A 14,543-nucleotide genomic window follows, 5' to 3' on the forward strand; every position below is an offset into this window, starting at 1 on the left:
AATATTAATTAATCAAGGAGGTAGGTATGGATGCTAAATTTCATTCTGAAAATGAATATGGTTTTATTCTAGATATATTGAACACTTACATGGTGATAAAGAAGACATTAAAAAATGATCATTATCCTTATGATTCATTTGGCTATCTTCTTGCTCTTTATCAACCACTCAACGTTTATATTCCTCAGCTTCCTCACCCAAAGATTTATATTGAGATTGGCGGAATTTCATATGACCGAATGATTGTTGGGCAAACAGAGGATGAGGCGGAAGCTATTAATATTTTATTGAATTTAGGACAACTGGTTGCTTAACAATTAAGTGATATCTTTTAGTACGCAGTTTAATTTACTTAAGAAAAGTGTTTCTTAAGTAAATTCACGACCAAACCAAAGGCCCGGAAATAGTTTTTAAAAGAGAAAACTTAAAAAATTATTTGATGTTTCTATATGTCATGATTAAAGAAACTCTCTTATAAGATACAAAAAATCACAAAAGCTAAATCTATAACTTTAAAAGAATTTGTTTATATAACTAAGAACATTAAAAGTAGGTCATCGTAATGAAAAAAATATTCTTAGCAACCTTCACAGGATTGGCTTTATTGGGTAGTAATGTAGTCTTGGCTAAACCTGATGCTACCTTAATAAAAGAAGCGACAAAAAATGTAGTCACGGTGTCTAAAGCAAAAACTTTGGCTGATGAATCTGGAGTAACTTTAACGGGTACAATCGTAAAGCATATTGCTGGTGATCATTTTGAGTTTAAAGATGCTACGGGTTCAATTGTAATTGATATTGATGATGACTTGTGGAAACCTCTGCAACTAAAAGCTGGAGATAAAGTGCGTGTTGTAGGAGAGGTGGATACACATCGAATTAAGCCTACCGACATTGAAGTTTTTAAGATTGAGCGTGTTAAATAAAACTAGATCATTAATATAAATATTGCTCAGAGCAAACAAAAAACTCCTATTTTTAGGAGTTTTTTGAAAGATGATAAATTTTATTATTGCGTTGCATTAAATGCTTCATGATAGCTTACATAGCCTTTAGTAAAATGGCCTAAGAAGCTTAAGGCTTGGAAATACTCACTCGGTACATTAGGCAAAATTAGCTCAGGACAGTTTTTAAAACCAAAGCGGCTGTAATAGTTGGGATCACCTAATAAAACACATCCTTTTGCACCTAAGTTTTTTAATTTTTCTAGTGATTTATTCATCAATAGGGAACCAATACCAAGCCCTTGTTTATTTGGATCAACAGAAATAGGGCCTAAACCATACCAACCCCTTTCCCCTGAACTGATTTGAACTGGAGAAATAGCAACATGTCCAATAATAGAGCTATCTTCAACTGCTACTAGAGAAATGGTCAGTTGTCCGTGGTTTCTTAAACTATTCACAATAAAATGTTCAGTATGACTCGTGTGCTCAGCATTTTGAAAAGCTGCTTTCGTTAGTTTTTCGATGGCTTCAATATCTTCAACTTGCTCATCACGAATAATAATATTCATCAAAAATTCTTCCAGATTTATTGATTGGCTATACGATGTAAATTCTTTAGTAAGTAAAATGGTAATTTAGGATTTTTAAGATAGCTTATTTGTTACAGGTTATAAAAAGCAACTACTACTTATCAAACTCATACATAAAGTAAAATTTTATAAAAATTATTTTTAATATAATAATTTAAAAATAATTTTGAGGATTAGGAATTGAAAAAAATCATTAAAACTTTATTATTATCTACACTCATTTCAACTGCATCATTCTCAGTTTTAGCTAAGAATGTTGAGAAGAAAGTTAATTTTTTACAAGGCTCCACACATACAACATTAACTGGAAAATTTCAGGGTTATGATGATGTGAGATATAGCGTTTATGCAAAGAATGGACAAATATTAAAATTTAATATTAATAGTCTTGGTAATTTAGCCTATGTTAATATTTTTGCACCAGGGAAAAAACCAGGTAAAGATAATGCATTATTAATTGGTTCAACTTTAGGGTCGAAAGGAGAACTTACTTTACCAGTTGATGGTGATTATATTGTTCAGGTTTATCAAATGCGAAATAGTGCTCGTAAAAATAAAACTGTGAAATATAATTTAGACATCGAAATATTGAACAAAGTAAAAAGATAATAATTGATAAATGTACTAGCTTTCAGATGAGAACTAGTACATTTGAAAAAGGCATCAAGAATGATTATTTAGCTAAAGCAAAGGACTCGTGAATAGCGCAGCTTTCAACAAATGTTTGATCATGTGAAATGAGTAATACAGCGCCTTCATAGCTTCGAATAGCGGTAGCTAATAGTTCTCTAGATTCAATATCTAAATGATTTTCTGGTTCATCTAATAACAGCAGTTCAGGGGTAGGGTGTATCTGGCTAAGCGCCAATAGGGCTACTTTGAGTTTTTCACCGCCACTGAGCTGGGACAAGAGTTGCGTACCTTTATCACCACGAATTCGAAGTTGACCTAATAAATTTCTCCAGTCTAGTTCTGAAAGCTCACTATTCATGTAGGTTAGATTGTCAATCACCGTCATTTCATCACATAAAAAGCTAAAATTTTGGTCCAGATAAAAGCACTCTACAAATAAGTGAATGCTGTCACATGGCTGTTTGTTTTGAGCATGAATTGCTTTAAGTAGTGTCGATTTGCCAATACCATTTTGGCCAGTTATATGGATTTTTTCGGCTGCCTGTACCGCTAAATCTATGGACCTTTGCGTTCCATATTTCAGTTTAAGCCCTTTAATTCGAAGAATTTCTCCAGATTTTTTATGAAAGGTAGGGAAGACAAACTGTTGCGCTTTGACGGTTTCAAGACGCATTTTTTTGTCTGTTAAATCATTTTGACTGTTCAAAATTTGTCGTTGGTGCTGAGACTGTATGGCAGCAATACTTTGACCTGCTTGTTCCTTTTTAAAATCGAGCAAAATTTTGGCTTGAGAATTTGATTCGCGTAATTTATTTCCAGCACGTTCACGTTTTTGAGCTTTCATTAATACTTCATGCTGCTTTTGCTTCATGTGTTTGACGTCGCGTTGGCCTTGTTGAACAGATTGCTCTAAAGCTGCAACATGAATCTGATATTGCTCATTAAATTTCTCATAATTTCCGGTTGTGTGATGTAAACCATGTTCATTCAAATGATAAATATGATCTACTTCATTCAATAAACTACGATCATGACTAATGATAAGCGCACCTGCTGGGTGTTTCTTTAAATGATCAATTAACCAGTTTCTCGATTCTTGATCTAGATGATTACTGGGTTCATCAAGTAGTAAATAATGATCTGATTTTAGAAATAAACAGCTTAATGCCAATTTAGTTTTTTGACCTTCGCTTAGGTTTTTCACTGGAAGGTCTAAATCTGTTGGTAAACCCGCAGACTCCAATAAATTATTCCATAAGGTGGGGAGGTCCCATTTACCTTCTAACAAATCATAATCATCAAAGTCCGCAACACCTTGTTCAACTCTTTTAAAAGCTTGATAAACATCTAAGATATCTAATGCGTCAGCAATAGTCAGTGCTGTCAAACGATGTAACTGAGGTAAATATGCATGCTTTACATGCCAAAATATTTGCCCAGATGTAAGAATTGAATCTGATTTAAGCGTCTGATTTAACATTTGTATAAGCAAAGATTTGCCTTGACCATTACGGCCAATTAAAGCAGAGACTTGATTCGGTTCAAGACTAAAATTTAGTTGTTGGAACATGACTTTAGATGAAAATTCTAAAGTGAGTTGTGCTATTACACATGCCTGCTGAGTCATAAAAAACCTCATAAATACAGGATGTACAAAATAGGAAAAGTAGTTTTAAGCAGAGACGTTAAATCACAAAAAAATAGTCTATTTTGCACATCAAAAAAAAGAAAAATTGATGAGAAAACAAGACTTACTTCATTGGCGTGACTCACGAAATTGGATGAATAAGGGGCTATTCTAGCTGGGTTTTTGATTAGTGTAAAATTTATGCAATCTATTTTATTAAAAAACCCAATCCTTGGATTGGGTTTTTTTGCATCTAAAAAGTTTATTCTTTTACAACCAATACCTGAATTTTGGTGCTGTTTAAAACATCTTGAGCAAAACTACCCAAAATAAGTTTTTGGAAGCCTTTACGACCATGAGAACCAATCACAATCAAATCGGAACCTAAGCCTTCGACAGCTTTTAAAATGCCATCTGAAGAAATTTCACCTTGGATGATTTGAGTTTCGGCATCAATACCTTCTTCGGCACATAAAGCTTTTACAGTTGCGAGTGTTTTTTCTGCATTTGCTCGTGCTTCAACAAAATAATCTTTTACAACAGGTGAGATGTAATAAAAATCTACGCCACTGAAAGGATCTACCGCAACTAAGCTAATAGCGGTCAATTTGCTCCCAAATGCCTTGGCAATATGAGCTGCTTGTCTTGCTGCCGCTAAAGAAATTTCCGAACCATCGACTGGTACAATAATATGTTGGTAATTCATAATGTTATTCCTCTTATTTACAGTTGTTATATGTATGAAGCATTTATTAATTAAAGATTAACATATTTCATTCTCGGTAAACATCTATTCGGCTACAGGAAAGAAAAATTAAATAAAATTATTTTATATCAATTGCTTGTGTTTATTTTTAGATCGTTTTTGATGGTGGTTAAGCATTATTGATAAATAACCGATAATTTTTACATGAAAATTACAAAAAATTACCGTTCATATTTCTGTCATATAGAAAACGTATAACAAAATAATAAATTAAGGGGAGAGTGAGGAAGATGGCTGATTTAACAGCAAAGAAAGTCAATAAACTCATTGAAGAGTTTAGTCAAACAGGTAAAGAACCCGAAAAGTTAGTTATTGGTTATAAAACCTATGCCAGACTGATGACCGAAGATAAATTTGCAGAAAAAGTTGTTCCTTCACTTGAAGACTCAAAAGAACGCTTATATAAAAATCTAAAAATTAAACTTGTCACTGAAAAACATTACTTTGAAATTAAATAAAAAATATGTGAACTACATCACTTGTTATTAAAGTAAAGTAACACTAAATAAGTTTAATAACATGATTATTGTATGATGATACAAATTAATAGTGTAGCCAACATTTGAAAACAGCAATCGTTTATAAACTCGATAGAATAAATTGCTTTTATTTTAAGTAGTGGAATAAATTGAAATGCCGACATTCAGTGTAATTATATTTTATGTTTTAGCTATATTAGGCAGTGTAGCTATTGTTTATGGATTAGTCACTTTAAGTGTTTTTTTAATTGTTATTGGATTAGCTCTATTATTTGCAGCATTATTATTAAAAAAAGAGTTTAAATTAGATATTTTATTTTGGAAATAAATGTAATATGAGTTCATATTTTAATTTACTATAAACTGTTTAAATAGAACTGAAACGGAAAATTCAGTTCTAAAAATATTAGTTTTTATGATGAATGTTGATGGAATAACGTTTTTTTGATCAAAATTATTACAATAAAATATAAAAGTAGAATATTTTAAATTTATTTAAGTGTTTAAAAATAAAAAAGTTTCATTTAGGATGAAAGTAAAATTGTAAAAGCGTTTTTAGCTATTAAACAAGAACAAAGCGAGGTGAGCATGACTTATAAGTATGAGTATGCAGGATTCTGGTTAAGATTTGGTGCAATGATCATTGATACTCTTATTCTTTTTTTGGCCGTTATTCCTGCGGCATGGATTTTTTATCAGGGGGATTATGACTTAGTCTTTGCCACAGGTTTAAGTACTAAGCCACAAAATTATTGGTTCGATTTGATCGTGAACTATGCATTTCCTTTATTGTATTCAGTTTTATGTTGGCTGTATTTTGCAGGTACTCCGGGTAAACGATTGATGCGATTAAAAGTTCTAGATGAAAAAACCGGCAATAAGCTAACATTTATGCAGAGTATTATTCGATATGTTGGCTATATTCCGTCAATTTTAGTATTTGGTATTGGTCTTTTTTGGGTCGCATTTGATGCTAAAAAACAAGGTTGGCATGACAAAATGGCAAAATCAGTGGTAGTAAGAGAGCTGTAAAAATAAGACTAAAAGCGTTCATAGCATTGGAAAAGGGGCTATGAACGCTTTTTTTATTAACTTTTTTTGATTTTAAATTTAAGAACTATAAATACAATAAGACCGACAATAAGTCCCCAAAAGGCTGAGCCAATACCGAAAAATTGAATGCCTGAAGCACTGCATAAAAAGGTAAATAATGCAGCTTCGCGGTCTTCAACTGGTCCAAAGGCAAGTGCAATGTTGTGGCTGATCGTACCAAATAATGCAATGCCAGCTAAAGCTACAATAAAGATATGTGGAAAAGACATCAGTAAACTTGTCAGGGTTGCCGCAAACAAACCCATTAAAATGTAGAAAAAGCCACAGCTCATGCCCGCGATATAGCGTTTACTTGGATCTGGGTGGACTTGATCATCTAAGCTTACAGCAGCACTAATCGCAGCAATATTGACGCTATAACAGCCAAAAGGTGCAAGCACAACTTGAGTTAAACCTGTCCAGCCAATTAACTGATTGACGTTTGGTTTGTAGCCATAACTTTTGATCATGGCAATTCCAGGTAAATATTGCGAAGCCATGCTAATCACAAAAAGAGGCAGAGCTAATCCTAAAAGTGCTGACCAGCTAAATTCTGGACTAATCCAAACAGGTTTAGCCAAAGACCACTGAAGTGTAGGTATATGAAACTCTAAAAAAACAGGACATAGAGCAATACCAGCAAGGGCCGTAAATACAATGCTATAACGCGGCCATAATTTTTTTGTAATTACATAAATGACAAGTAAAGATAAAACGAATTCCCAATCATTTTGCAAACTGGCGAATAAGGAAATACCAAATTTGAGTAAAACACCTGCCAGCATGGCACTGGTTAAGCTTTGCGGAATATATGAAAGCGCTTTTTGAAATACGCCTGAAAAGCCTAAAATAGCAGTCAGTAAACCACCAATTAAAAAAGCACCAATCGCTTCATTTAAGCTATAGCCACTGCCGGTTGCCATAATTAAAGCAAGGCCTGCGGTTGACCATGCTGTTGCTACAGGATATTTAAATTTCCAAGAAAGGATAAGTCCTGATAGGCCAATTCCTAGACCTAAAGCCCAAAACCAAGAAGTAATTTGTTCGGGTGAAGCACCTAAAGCTTGTGCAGCCTGAATGACTAAAATGGCCGAAACACTAATACCTATTAAAAAAGTAATAAAGCCCGCAAATACTGCTGGAATCGAAAAATCTTGAAGAATCTTTTGCATAGCTAAATGTTCTAAATCCCTGAAAAATTAATATGTTTCTGCCTTTGCTTTCAGCTCGCTAAATCTAACAATTTTTTTAAAGAAGGTGCTTTCTATTTTTGATTTAAAATCGAAATAATATTTTTAGAATATCTAATAATGATATTATTTCTTCCATAAATAACACAAAATTTGGGATATTATTTTATGGATGAGCAGACTGAAAATTTGACAGCGCTTGAACTTAAAATTATGCGTGCTTTACAAGAAAATGGACGTTTAAGTAATGCGGAGCTGGCCAAACTTGTGGGTATCAGTACCTCGTCTTGCTGGAATCACACACAGCGTCTTTTTAAAATTGGTGCAATTCTAGATGTGCGTGCTCGGATTAATCCAAGCATGGTACAGCGTGATACGGTAGTACTCATTGGTGTGGTTTTAGACCGCTCAACTCCAGACAGTTTTCAGGCATTTGAACAAGCATCAGGTGATTTAGAAAATGTTTTAGAGTGTTATCTGGTGGCGGGAGAGGTCGATTATTTCCTAAAAATTCGAGTCAAAGATTTAGCGGCCTTTAACCGGTTCCATAGTGAAAAAATTATTGCCTTACCTGGGGTAAGACAAGTAAGAACATTTTTTGTACTCAATGAAGTTAAAACTGATGGCATGTTGGCATTTTAACAGCTCATCATGTTTTAACTTTATAGCGTAAAAACGCATAGTGTAAAGATGATTAGATCGTTGAAGTTGCTAGTTTTAGACCGAATCCAAAGAATAGAATTCCGACTAGAAAAATACTACTGGCTGCAATTTTATGGTTTTGTTTAAAAAATGCTGAAAGTTTAATTCCAGAGAAGATTAATGCAGTTAAATAGCTAAAACTAATTACCTGTAAAATAACCGCTAAAATTAAAAAGCTTAGAGCGGGGTAGGCATAGTCAGGTTCAACAAATTGAACAAAGAAAGATAGGAAAAATAAAATCGCTTTAGGGTTGAGTAAACTAATACTTAATGCTGTTTTATAAGGGTGAATTTTATCTAAAGTGGGTAAATCAGCCATTTCAGGTTGAGGCTGATTACGTTGTTTCCAGCGTTGAATACTACCTTGTAAGAGTTTAAAGCCTAAATAAGATAGGTAAAGTGCCCCTGTTAATTTAAGAATAACAAATACCCATGGAAATGCTTTAAGTAAAGAAGCAGCTCCTAGTACGGTACACAGCATTAAAATGAGATCGCCGGTAAAAATACCTAATGCGCCCATATAGCCGGTTTTAATGCCGTAACGTGAAGCAATTGACATCACATAAAGAGAGTTGGGCCCTGGCAATAACACAATTAGGAATGTACCAATAATATATGTTGTTAGATCTGTTATGCCGAACACGAGAAACCCAATAAAAAACCGATTTTTGCCATAATAACAAAAATCGGTGATTTTGTATGAAAAGTGCAGTTTTTTAAGGTTTAATTTCCGCATCAATTCCAAAAGATTGGCGTAATAAGAAACTTAATTGGTCACGGGCTTTAATAAAGCCATCAACACCACCTTGTAAAAGTTGGAATGCCATTAAGTCATGATTAAGTTCATCTTTAAAAGTTTGTTCATCTTGAGCGGGTCTAATAATAGCATCTGCTTGCTTTGATTTAGTCGCATCAAGAGCTGCATCAACTGTACGTGTATCTTGCTCAAGCTGGGAAAGTAGACCAGGAGAGATCGTTAGCAAATCACATCCTGCAAGTCCAAGAACTTGATCGATGCTACGGAAGCTCGCACCCATCACTTGAGTTGGAATATTTTGTTGTTTGTAGTAGGTATAGATTTTTTTAACTGAAACCACACCTGGGTCTTTTTCGATTGGGTAAGCATCTACACCTTCAGCTTTTTTGTACCAGTCTAAAATACGACCCACGAATGGTGAAATTAAAGTTACTTTTGCATCTGCACAAGCTTGAGCTTGATGTAAACCGAAAAGGAGAGTGAGGTTACAAGCAATTCCTTCAGCTTCGAGTACTTTAGCAGCTTGAATACCTTCCCAAGTTGACGCGATTTTAATCAGAATACGCGACTGATCAATACCATAACCTTTGTAAAGTTCACATAGTTCATGTGCTTTTTGAATGGTTGCTTCAGTGTTATATGAAAGTGCAGCATCAACTTCTGTAGAAACACGGCCTTCAATGAGTTTTAAAATTTCTACGCCAAATTTTACAGTCAAAATATCAATGGTTCTTTCGATTAACTCATCGTTACTATAGCCTTCTTCTTTGGCTTGATAATAAGCATCTTCAATAAGCTCTTTACTTTCTGGTTGTTCTGCTGCTGCCGTAATCAATGAAGGGTTTGTCGTTGCGTCTAATGGACGGAATTTACGAATTGCATCAAGGTCGCTACTGTCGGCAACAACGGTCGTTAATGTTTTTAATTGGTCAAGTGCTGTATGAGTCATTGATATTCAACATCTTCAGTAATAAATCTTATGTTTTCTTTATAGCACAAAGTCTATTCATGCTGTCGATATATCAATTGTTATATTTCAAAGAAAAACGTTTAGGTTCTGCATCTCAATTGAAATAATTTTAAGGTGCCTGTTGCATTCGCTGTTTACGGATATATTCAATCAGAAATCTAGCGGCAGCGCCGAGCTCACTTTCACGACTCCAGACTAAATCGACGTAGTATTCAAATCTTGGAGTGAAATCTAATAAATCCAATACTTTAAGTTTATTTTTTAGTTCAGGATTTTCTTTAAACATTTCTTGAGGAAGAACGCCCCAACCTAAATTGCGTAAAATCATTAAACAAGCAGAGTGATGGTTGTCTGTACGCCAGTAATGTTTCGAAAATAGCAATTCAGGTTTTAAAGTCTCATCTCGGCTTGCAACTACAATTTGTCGTGTAGTAAGGATTTGTTCATAAGAAACCTGATTTTGGTTTGCGAGGGGATGGCCATTTGAAATAACTGGAATTAAAGCCTCACGTTTAAGTTCTACAAATTGCTCTCTGTTATCTAGGTGTTCGCGTTCAAACATCAGTGCAAGTTGGGCAGATCCATCTAGTAACATTTGAAGTGCATCTTCTTGAGGGGCAGACACAATATTAATTTGTAGGTCAGGGAAACGACTTTCTAAAAGACAAATATAGTCAGTCCAATTGGTGTGTAAAAGTTCAGAGACAATCACAAGAGTTAAATTAGCTTCTAACCCTGTACTTAATGCGTGAGCATGTTGTTTCCATTGATTCATCTCAATTAAAAGTTGAGATGTCTTTTCGTATAACACCCGTGCTTCGTCAGTAGGGACGGGTTCACGGCCCTTACGGTCAAATAAAGTTAAATCCAGATCAATTTCTAAGTTGGCAATAGACATGCTTACAGCCGACGGAACTTTTCCAAGTTTACGTGCTGCTGCTGAAAAGGATCCTGTTTCAATCACGGCTTGAAACATGAGTAGTTGTTCTTGATTAATATTCATCTGTCAAAAAAACTGAAAGAACCTGATTGGATTAATCAATATTATAAAAATAAAATGCACATTATCCAAGTTATTATTGAGTATTTAAAAATGTTGATTTCCAAGAGAAGGCTCATTCATGCAATCAGTTATGAAGGAATTTTATTGGTCATCATTGCGATTGCATTAAGTTTTATTTTTGATATGCCAATGGACGTAACCGGAACACTCGGTGTGTTTATGGCAGTTGTTTCAGTTTTCTGGAATATGATTTTTAACCACTATTTCGAAAAAGTAGAGCATAAATATAATTGGGAAAGAACGATCCCTGTGCGGATTTTACATGCGATTGGTTTTGAAGGTGGTTTGTTGATTGCAACAGTACCGATGATTGCATATATGCTTCAGATGAGTGTCATTGATGCACTTATTTTAGATATTGGTTTAACTTTATGTATTTTGGTTTATACCTTTATTTTCCAGTGGTGTTATGACCATATCGAAGATAAATTTTTCCCAGATGCTAAAGCTGCATCACTTCATTAATTCACTATATATAGAAATGAAATAAGCACCCAAATGGGTGCTTATTTTTAGGTCGATATAGAAATTATTTTTCTACAATCGCAACCACACCTTCACCACCTGCTGTACAGATAGAGATTAATGCACGGCCTGAACCTTTTTGATTAATCAATTTAGCAGCAGTTGCCAAGATACGACCACCAGTAGCAGCAAATGGATGGCCTGCACCCAAAGATGAACCATTTACGTTCAGTTTAGAGCGGTCAATTGAACCCAAAGGTGCATCTAAACCAACACGTTCTTTACAGAATTTTTCATCTTCCCAAGCTTTCAATGTAGACAATACTTGAGATGCAAATGCTTCATGAATTTCGTAGAAATCGAAATCTTGAAGTTTAAGGTTTGCACGTTTAAGCATACGAGGTACTGCATAAGCAGGAGCCATCAATAAGCCTTCTTTAGGGCCATTTTTACCAATGAAGTCCACAGCCGCTGTTTCAGAGAAAGAAAGATAAGCTAAAACTTCATGACCGTTTTCTTTTGCCCATTCTTCAGAAGCAAGCAATACAACAGAAGCACCGTCAGTTAGCGGAGTTGAGTTACCTGCTGTCATTGTTGCAGTTTCGCCTTTACCGAAAACTGGTTTCAATTTAGCAAGTTTTTCAACTGTGCTGTCTGCACGTAAGTTGTTGTCACGGTTAAGACCTAAGAATGGAGTGATTAAGTCATCAAAGAAACCACGTTCATAAGCAGCAGCAAGTTTTTGATGGCTGCTTGCAGCTAATTCGTCTTGCGCTTCGCGAGTAATACCCCATTCTAAAGCAGTAATTGCTTGGTGCTCACCCATTGAAAGGCCAGTACGTGGTTCACCATTGCTTGGCGCATCAAGAAGCTTTTTAAAATCAATTTTTGTTAATGCTTTAAGACGGTCTTTACCAGTCTTAGCAACATTGAGCTCAAGTAAAACTTTACGTAAGCCATCACCTACAGCAATCGGCGCGTCAGAAGTTGTATCTACACCACCTGCAATACCTACGTCGATTTGACCAAGTGCAATTTTGTTTGCAACAACAAAAGCTGCTTGTAAGCCTGTACCACAAGCAATTTGAATGTCATAAGCCGGAGTTTCAGGAGCAAGATCTGTGCTCAATACAACTTCACGAGTCATGTTGAAGTCACGACTATGTTTTAAAACAGCACCCGCAACGACTTCACCAATACGCTTACCTTGTAAGTTAAAGCGCTCAACCAAACCATTCAATGCTGCTGTCAGCATGTCAGAATTAGACGCTTTAAAATAAGCAGTATTTGAACGTGCAAATGGAATACGGTTGCCACCAATAATTGCAACGCGGCGAACAGTGTTTTGGCTCATGGTTTTATCCTGTTGAACAGAAGTTTTGGTTTTTGTTGCTTTTGGTGCTGCAGCTACATTATTAGAAGATGTAGATGGGGTTGCTGTAGCCGCGCTCTTATTACGAGGGCTACGTGCAGGTGCAGTCGTTGAACGAGTACGTGTCGTTTTTGGAGTATTAGTTGCTGCTTTAGGAGTTGTGCTGTTACGCTTAGCCGTGTTAGAAGCCGGCTTTGATGTATTTGACACTTTTTCCTCAGCAGAATTCTCGACTGCTGGATTTTCTTGAGTTGTCTTGCTCATAAGGCTTTTCCAAGCATATTAACGATATTCTTATGAGCTACATTAACACAATTCAAATAGACCTGTATTGACTAGAATGACATTGTAGATAGCATTCAGGTCAAGACATCCAAACATGAACTCAAGTATGATTTGGAGTAACTCTAATGAACGACTGATTTCATATTGTTTCTGTCCATCTCATAACATAATGAAGCCTGTCGTAGAAAATTCATTTCTTTGAGAGATAATAATCATGACTGATCAATACCAAGCATTTACACAATCTCCTATTGGTAAATTCGTTGTTAAAAATCTGGGTTTACCATCACCAGTTGCATTAGAGCGTTTTGAAAGTGCTCAGCCAGTAGTAAATGGTGCAGTATTGGTTGGCGCAGCGCCATCAAGTGTATTGTCTGGTGCGATTGCACAAGTACTTAGCAATATTCATGCTGACAGCTATGTAGGCAATAATGTTGCATTACAGCAAGAAGCTGCAAAAGTTGGTTTAAATTTACGCCCATTCAATGCAGGCGACAAAGAATCAAAATTCAAAGCAGTTGTATTTGATGCTTCTGGTATTCAAAACTCAGAACAGTTAAACGAACTTTATAAATTCTTTAACCCGATTGCACGTCAAGTTGCGACTTCTGGTCGTGTTATTGTCATTGGTACAACTCCTGAAACTGCAAAAACTGTAAAACAGGCGATCGCTCAGCGTGCACTTGAAGGATTTATCAAATCTGTAGGTAAAGAATTTAAAAAGGGTATTACTGCTCAAGTTGTCTATGTTGATGAAGGCGCTGCTGCAAACCTTGAATCAACTTTACGTTTCTTGCTTTCTCCACGTTCAGCTTATGTGTCTGGTCAAGTTGTCCGTGTTTTTAAAGCAGATGTGATTGATGCTGATTGGGCAAAACCACTTGCTGGTAAAACTGCGTTGGTAACAGGTGCGAGCCGTGGTATTGGTGAAGCAATTGCACATGTGCTTGCACGTGATGGCGCTCATGTTATTTGTTTAGACGTACCACAACAACAAGCTGATCTTGACCGTGTAGCTGCTGACATTGGTGGTTCTACATTGGCAATTGATATTACTGCTGCTGATGCCGGCGAAAAAATTAAAACTGCTGCTGCAAAACAAGGTGGTTTAGATATTATTGTTCATAATGCGGGTATTACTCGTGACAAAACTTTGGCAAACATGAAGCCTGAGCTTTGGGACTTGGTAATTAACATTAACTTGTCTGCTGCTGAACGTGTAAATGACTACTTGTTAGAAAACGATGGTCTAAATGCAAACGGCCGTATTGTTTGTGTATCATCAATTAGTGGTATTGCTGGTAACCTTGGTCAAACAAACTATGCTGCATCGAAAGCAGGTGTGATTGGTCTCGTTAAATTTACTGCACCGATCTTAAAAAATGGTATTACCATTAATGCAGTAGCACCAGGCTTTATCGAAACTCAAATGACTGCTGCAATTCCATTTGCAATCCGTGAAGCTGGTCGCCGTATGAACTCAATGCAACAAGGTGGTTTACCTGTTGATGTAGCAGAAACAATTGCATGGTTTGCATCAACTGCTTCTACAGGTGTAAATGGTAATGTTGTACGAGTGTGTGGTCAAAGCTTGTTGGGCGCTTAA

General features: G+C 35.7%; 17 protein-coding genes and 1 pseudogene. 10 read left to right on the forward strand and 8 right to left on the reverse strand.

Annotated elements, in window-relative coordinates; genetic code table 11:
• The first annotated feature begins 26 nt into the window (after positions 1–26).
• Positions 27–314, forward strand: a complete 288-nt coding sequence (locus MMY79_RS06985; RefSeq protein WP_252612676.1) for a hypothetical protein — start codon at positions 27–29, stop codon at positions 312–314.
• Positions 315–562: 248 nt separating this feature from the next.
• A complete protein-coding gene (locus MMY79_RS06990; protein WP_252612677.1) occupies positions 563–925 on the forward strand; it encodes a NirD/YgiW/YdeI family stress tolerance protein in 363 nt (120 codons plus the stop codon).
• Between the two features lie 83 nt (positions 926–1,008).
• Here MMY79_RS06990 and MMY79_RS06995 read toward each other — a convergent pair whose 3' ends face one another.
• Positions 1,009–1,515, reverse strand: coding sequence for an N-acetyltransferase (locus MMY79_RS06995; RefSeq protein WP_252612678.1), 507 nt, complete (start codon positions 1,513–1,515; stop codon positions 1,009–1,011).
• Positions 1,516–1,585: 70 nt separating this feature from the next.
• On the opposite strand from MMY79_RS06995, the pseudogene MMY79_RS07000 reads away from it, so the two are divergent.
• Positions 1,586–1,681, forward strand: a pseudogene (locus MMY79_RS07000) (hypothetical protein); the annotation flags it as partial.
• Positions 1,682–1,716: 35 nt separating this feature from the next.
• Positions 1,717–2,145: a DNA breaking-rejoining protein gene (locus MMY79_RS07005; RefSeq protein ID WP_252612679.1), complete on the forward strand. Its 429-nt coding sequence runs from the start codon at positions 1,717–1,719 to the stop codon at positions 2,143–2,145.
• Positions 2,146–2,209: 64 nt separating this feature from the next.
• Here the strand turns inward: MMY79_RS07005 and MMY79_RS07010 are convergent, their stop codons facing one another.
• Positions 2,210–3,796 carry an ATP-binding cassette domain-containing protein gene (locus MMY79_RS07010; RefSeq protein ID WP_252612680.1) on the reverse strand — a complete coding sequence of 529 codons (1,587 nt, stop codon included), beginning with the start codon at positions 3,794–3,796 and terminating at the stop codon, positions 2,210–2,212.
• Positions 3,797–4,058: 262 nt separating this feature from the next.
• Positions 4,059–4,502, reverse strand: coding sequence for a universal stress protein (locus MMY79_RS07015; RefSeq protein WP_004791681.1), 444 nt, complete (start codon positions 4,500–4,502; stop codon positions 4,059–4,061).
• 290 nt (positions 4,503–4,792) lie between these two features.
• Between MMY79_RS07015 and MMY79_RS07020 the strand changes: the two genes are divergently transcribed.
• The 3 genes from MMY79_RS07020 (at position 4,793) to MMY79_RS07030 (ending at position 6,073) form a co-directional block, all read left to right on the forward strand.
• On the forward strand, positions 4,793–5,020 hold the full coding sequence (locus MMY79_RS07020) for a hypothetical protein (protein WP_016137809.1): 228 nt from the start codon (positions 4,793–4,795) through the stop codon (positions 5,018–5,020).
• A gap of 175 nt (positions 5,021–5,195) precedes the next feature.
• Positions 5,196–5,369, forward strand: coding sequence for a hypothetical protein (locus tag MMY79_RS07025; RefSeq protein WP_107880888.1), 174 nt, complete (start codon positions 5,196–5,198; stop codon positions 5,367–5,369).
• A gap of 260 nt (positions 5,370–5,629) precedes the next feature.
• Complete coding sequence (locus MMY79_RS07030; RefSeq protein WP_252612681.1) at positions 5,630–6,073, forward strand: RDD family protein; 444 nt, start codon at positions 5,630–5,632, stop codon at positions 6,071–6,073.
• A gap of 56 nt (positions 6,074–6,129) precedes the next feature.
• On the opposite strand, the gene MMY79_RS07035 is transcribed toward MMY79_RS07030, so the two are convergent.
• On the reverse strand, positions 6,130–7,305 hold the full coding sequence (locus MMY79_RS07035; RefSeq protein WP_252612682.1) for a benzoate/H(+) symporter BenE family transporter: 1,176 nt from the start codon (positions 7,303–7,305) through the stop codon (positions 6,130–6,132).
• A gap of 186 nt (positions 7,306–7,491) precedes the next feature.
• Here MMY79_RS07035 and MMY79_RS07040 point away from each other — a divergent pair, with 186 nt between their 5' ends.
• On the forward strand, positions 7,492–7,965 hold the full coding sequence (locus tag MMY79_RS07040) for an Lrp/AsnC family transcriptional regulator (protein WP_252612683.1): 474 nt from the start codon (positions 7,492–7,494) through the stop codon (positions 7,963–7,965).
• A gap of 52 nt (positions 7,966–8,017) precedes the next feature.
• On the opposite strand, the gene leuE is transcribed toward MMY79_RS07040, so the two are convergent.
• The 3 genes from leuE to MMY79_RS07055 all read right to left on the reverse strand — a co-directional run bounded on the left by leuE (position 8,018) and on the right by MMY79_RS07055 (position 10,755).
• Positions 8,018–8,668, reverse strand: a complete 651-nt coding sequence (gene leuE, locus MMY79_RS07045; protein WP_035366451.1) for a leucine efflux protein LeuE — start codon at positions 8,666–8,668, stop codon at positions 8,018–8,020.
• 73 nt (positions 8,669–8,741) lie between these two features.
• A complete protein-coding gene (gene tal, locus MMY79_RS07050; protein ID WP_252612684.1) occupies positions 8,742–9,731 on the reverse strand; it encodes a transaldolase in 990 nt (329 codons plus the stop codon).
• Between the two features lie 130 nt (positions 9,732–9,861).
• Entirely contained in the window at positions 9,862–10,755 is an 894-nt protein-coding gene (locus MMY79_RS07055; RefSeq protein ID WP_252612685.1) for a LysR family transcriptional regulator, read from the reverse strand.
• 90 nt (positions 10,756–10,845) lie between these two features.
• On the opposite strand from MMY79_RS07055, the gene aceI reads away from it, so the two are divergent.
• The gene (gene aceI / locus MMY79_RS07060) at positions 10,846–11,280 is read left to right on the forward strand and encodes a chlorhexidine efflux PACE transporter AceI (RefSeq protein ID WP_005073799.1); all 435 of its coding nucleotides are present in this window, start codon (positions 10,846–10,848) and stop codon (positions 11,278–11,280) included.
• 64 nt (positions 11,281–11,344) lie between these two features.
• On the opposite strand, the gene MMY79_RS07065 is transcribed toward aceI, so the two are convergent.
• Positions 11,345–12,916 carry an acetyl-CoA C-acetyltransferase gene (locus MMY79_RS07065; protein ID WP_252612686.1) on the reverse strand — a complete coding sequence of 524 codons (1,572 nt, stop codon included), beginning with the start codon at positions 12,914–12,916 and terminating at the stop codon, positions 11,345–11,347.
• A gap of 235 nt (positions 12,917–13,151) precedes the next feature.
• On the opposite strand from MMY79_RS07065, the gene MMY79_RS07070 reads away from it, so the two are divergent.
• Positions 13,152–14,543, forward strand: a complete 1,392-nt coding sequence (locus MMY79_RS07070) for a 3-oxoacyl-ACP reductase (protein ID WP_252612687.1) — start codon at positions 13,152–13,154, stop codon at positions 14,541–14,543.

The organism is Acinetobacter sp. XS-4 (assembly GCF_023920705.1).
Taxonomy (GTDB): Bacteria; Pseudomonadota; Gammaproteobacteria; order Pseudomonadales; family Moraxellaceae; genus Acinetobacter.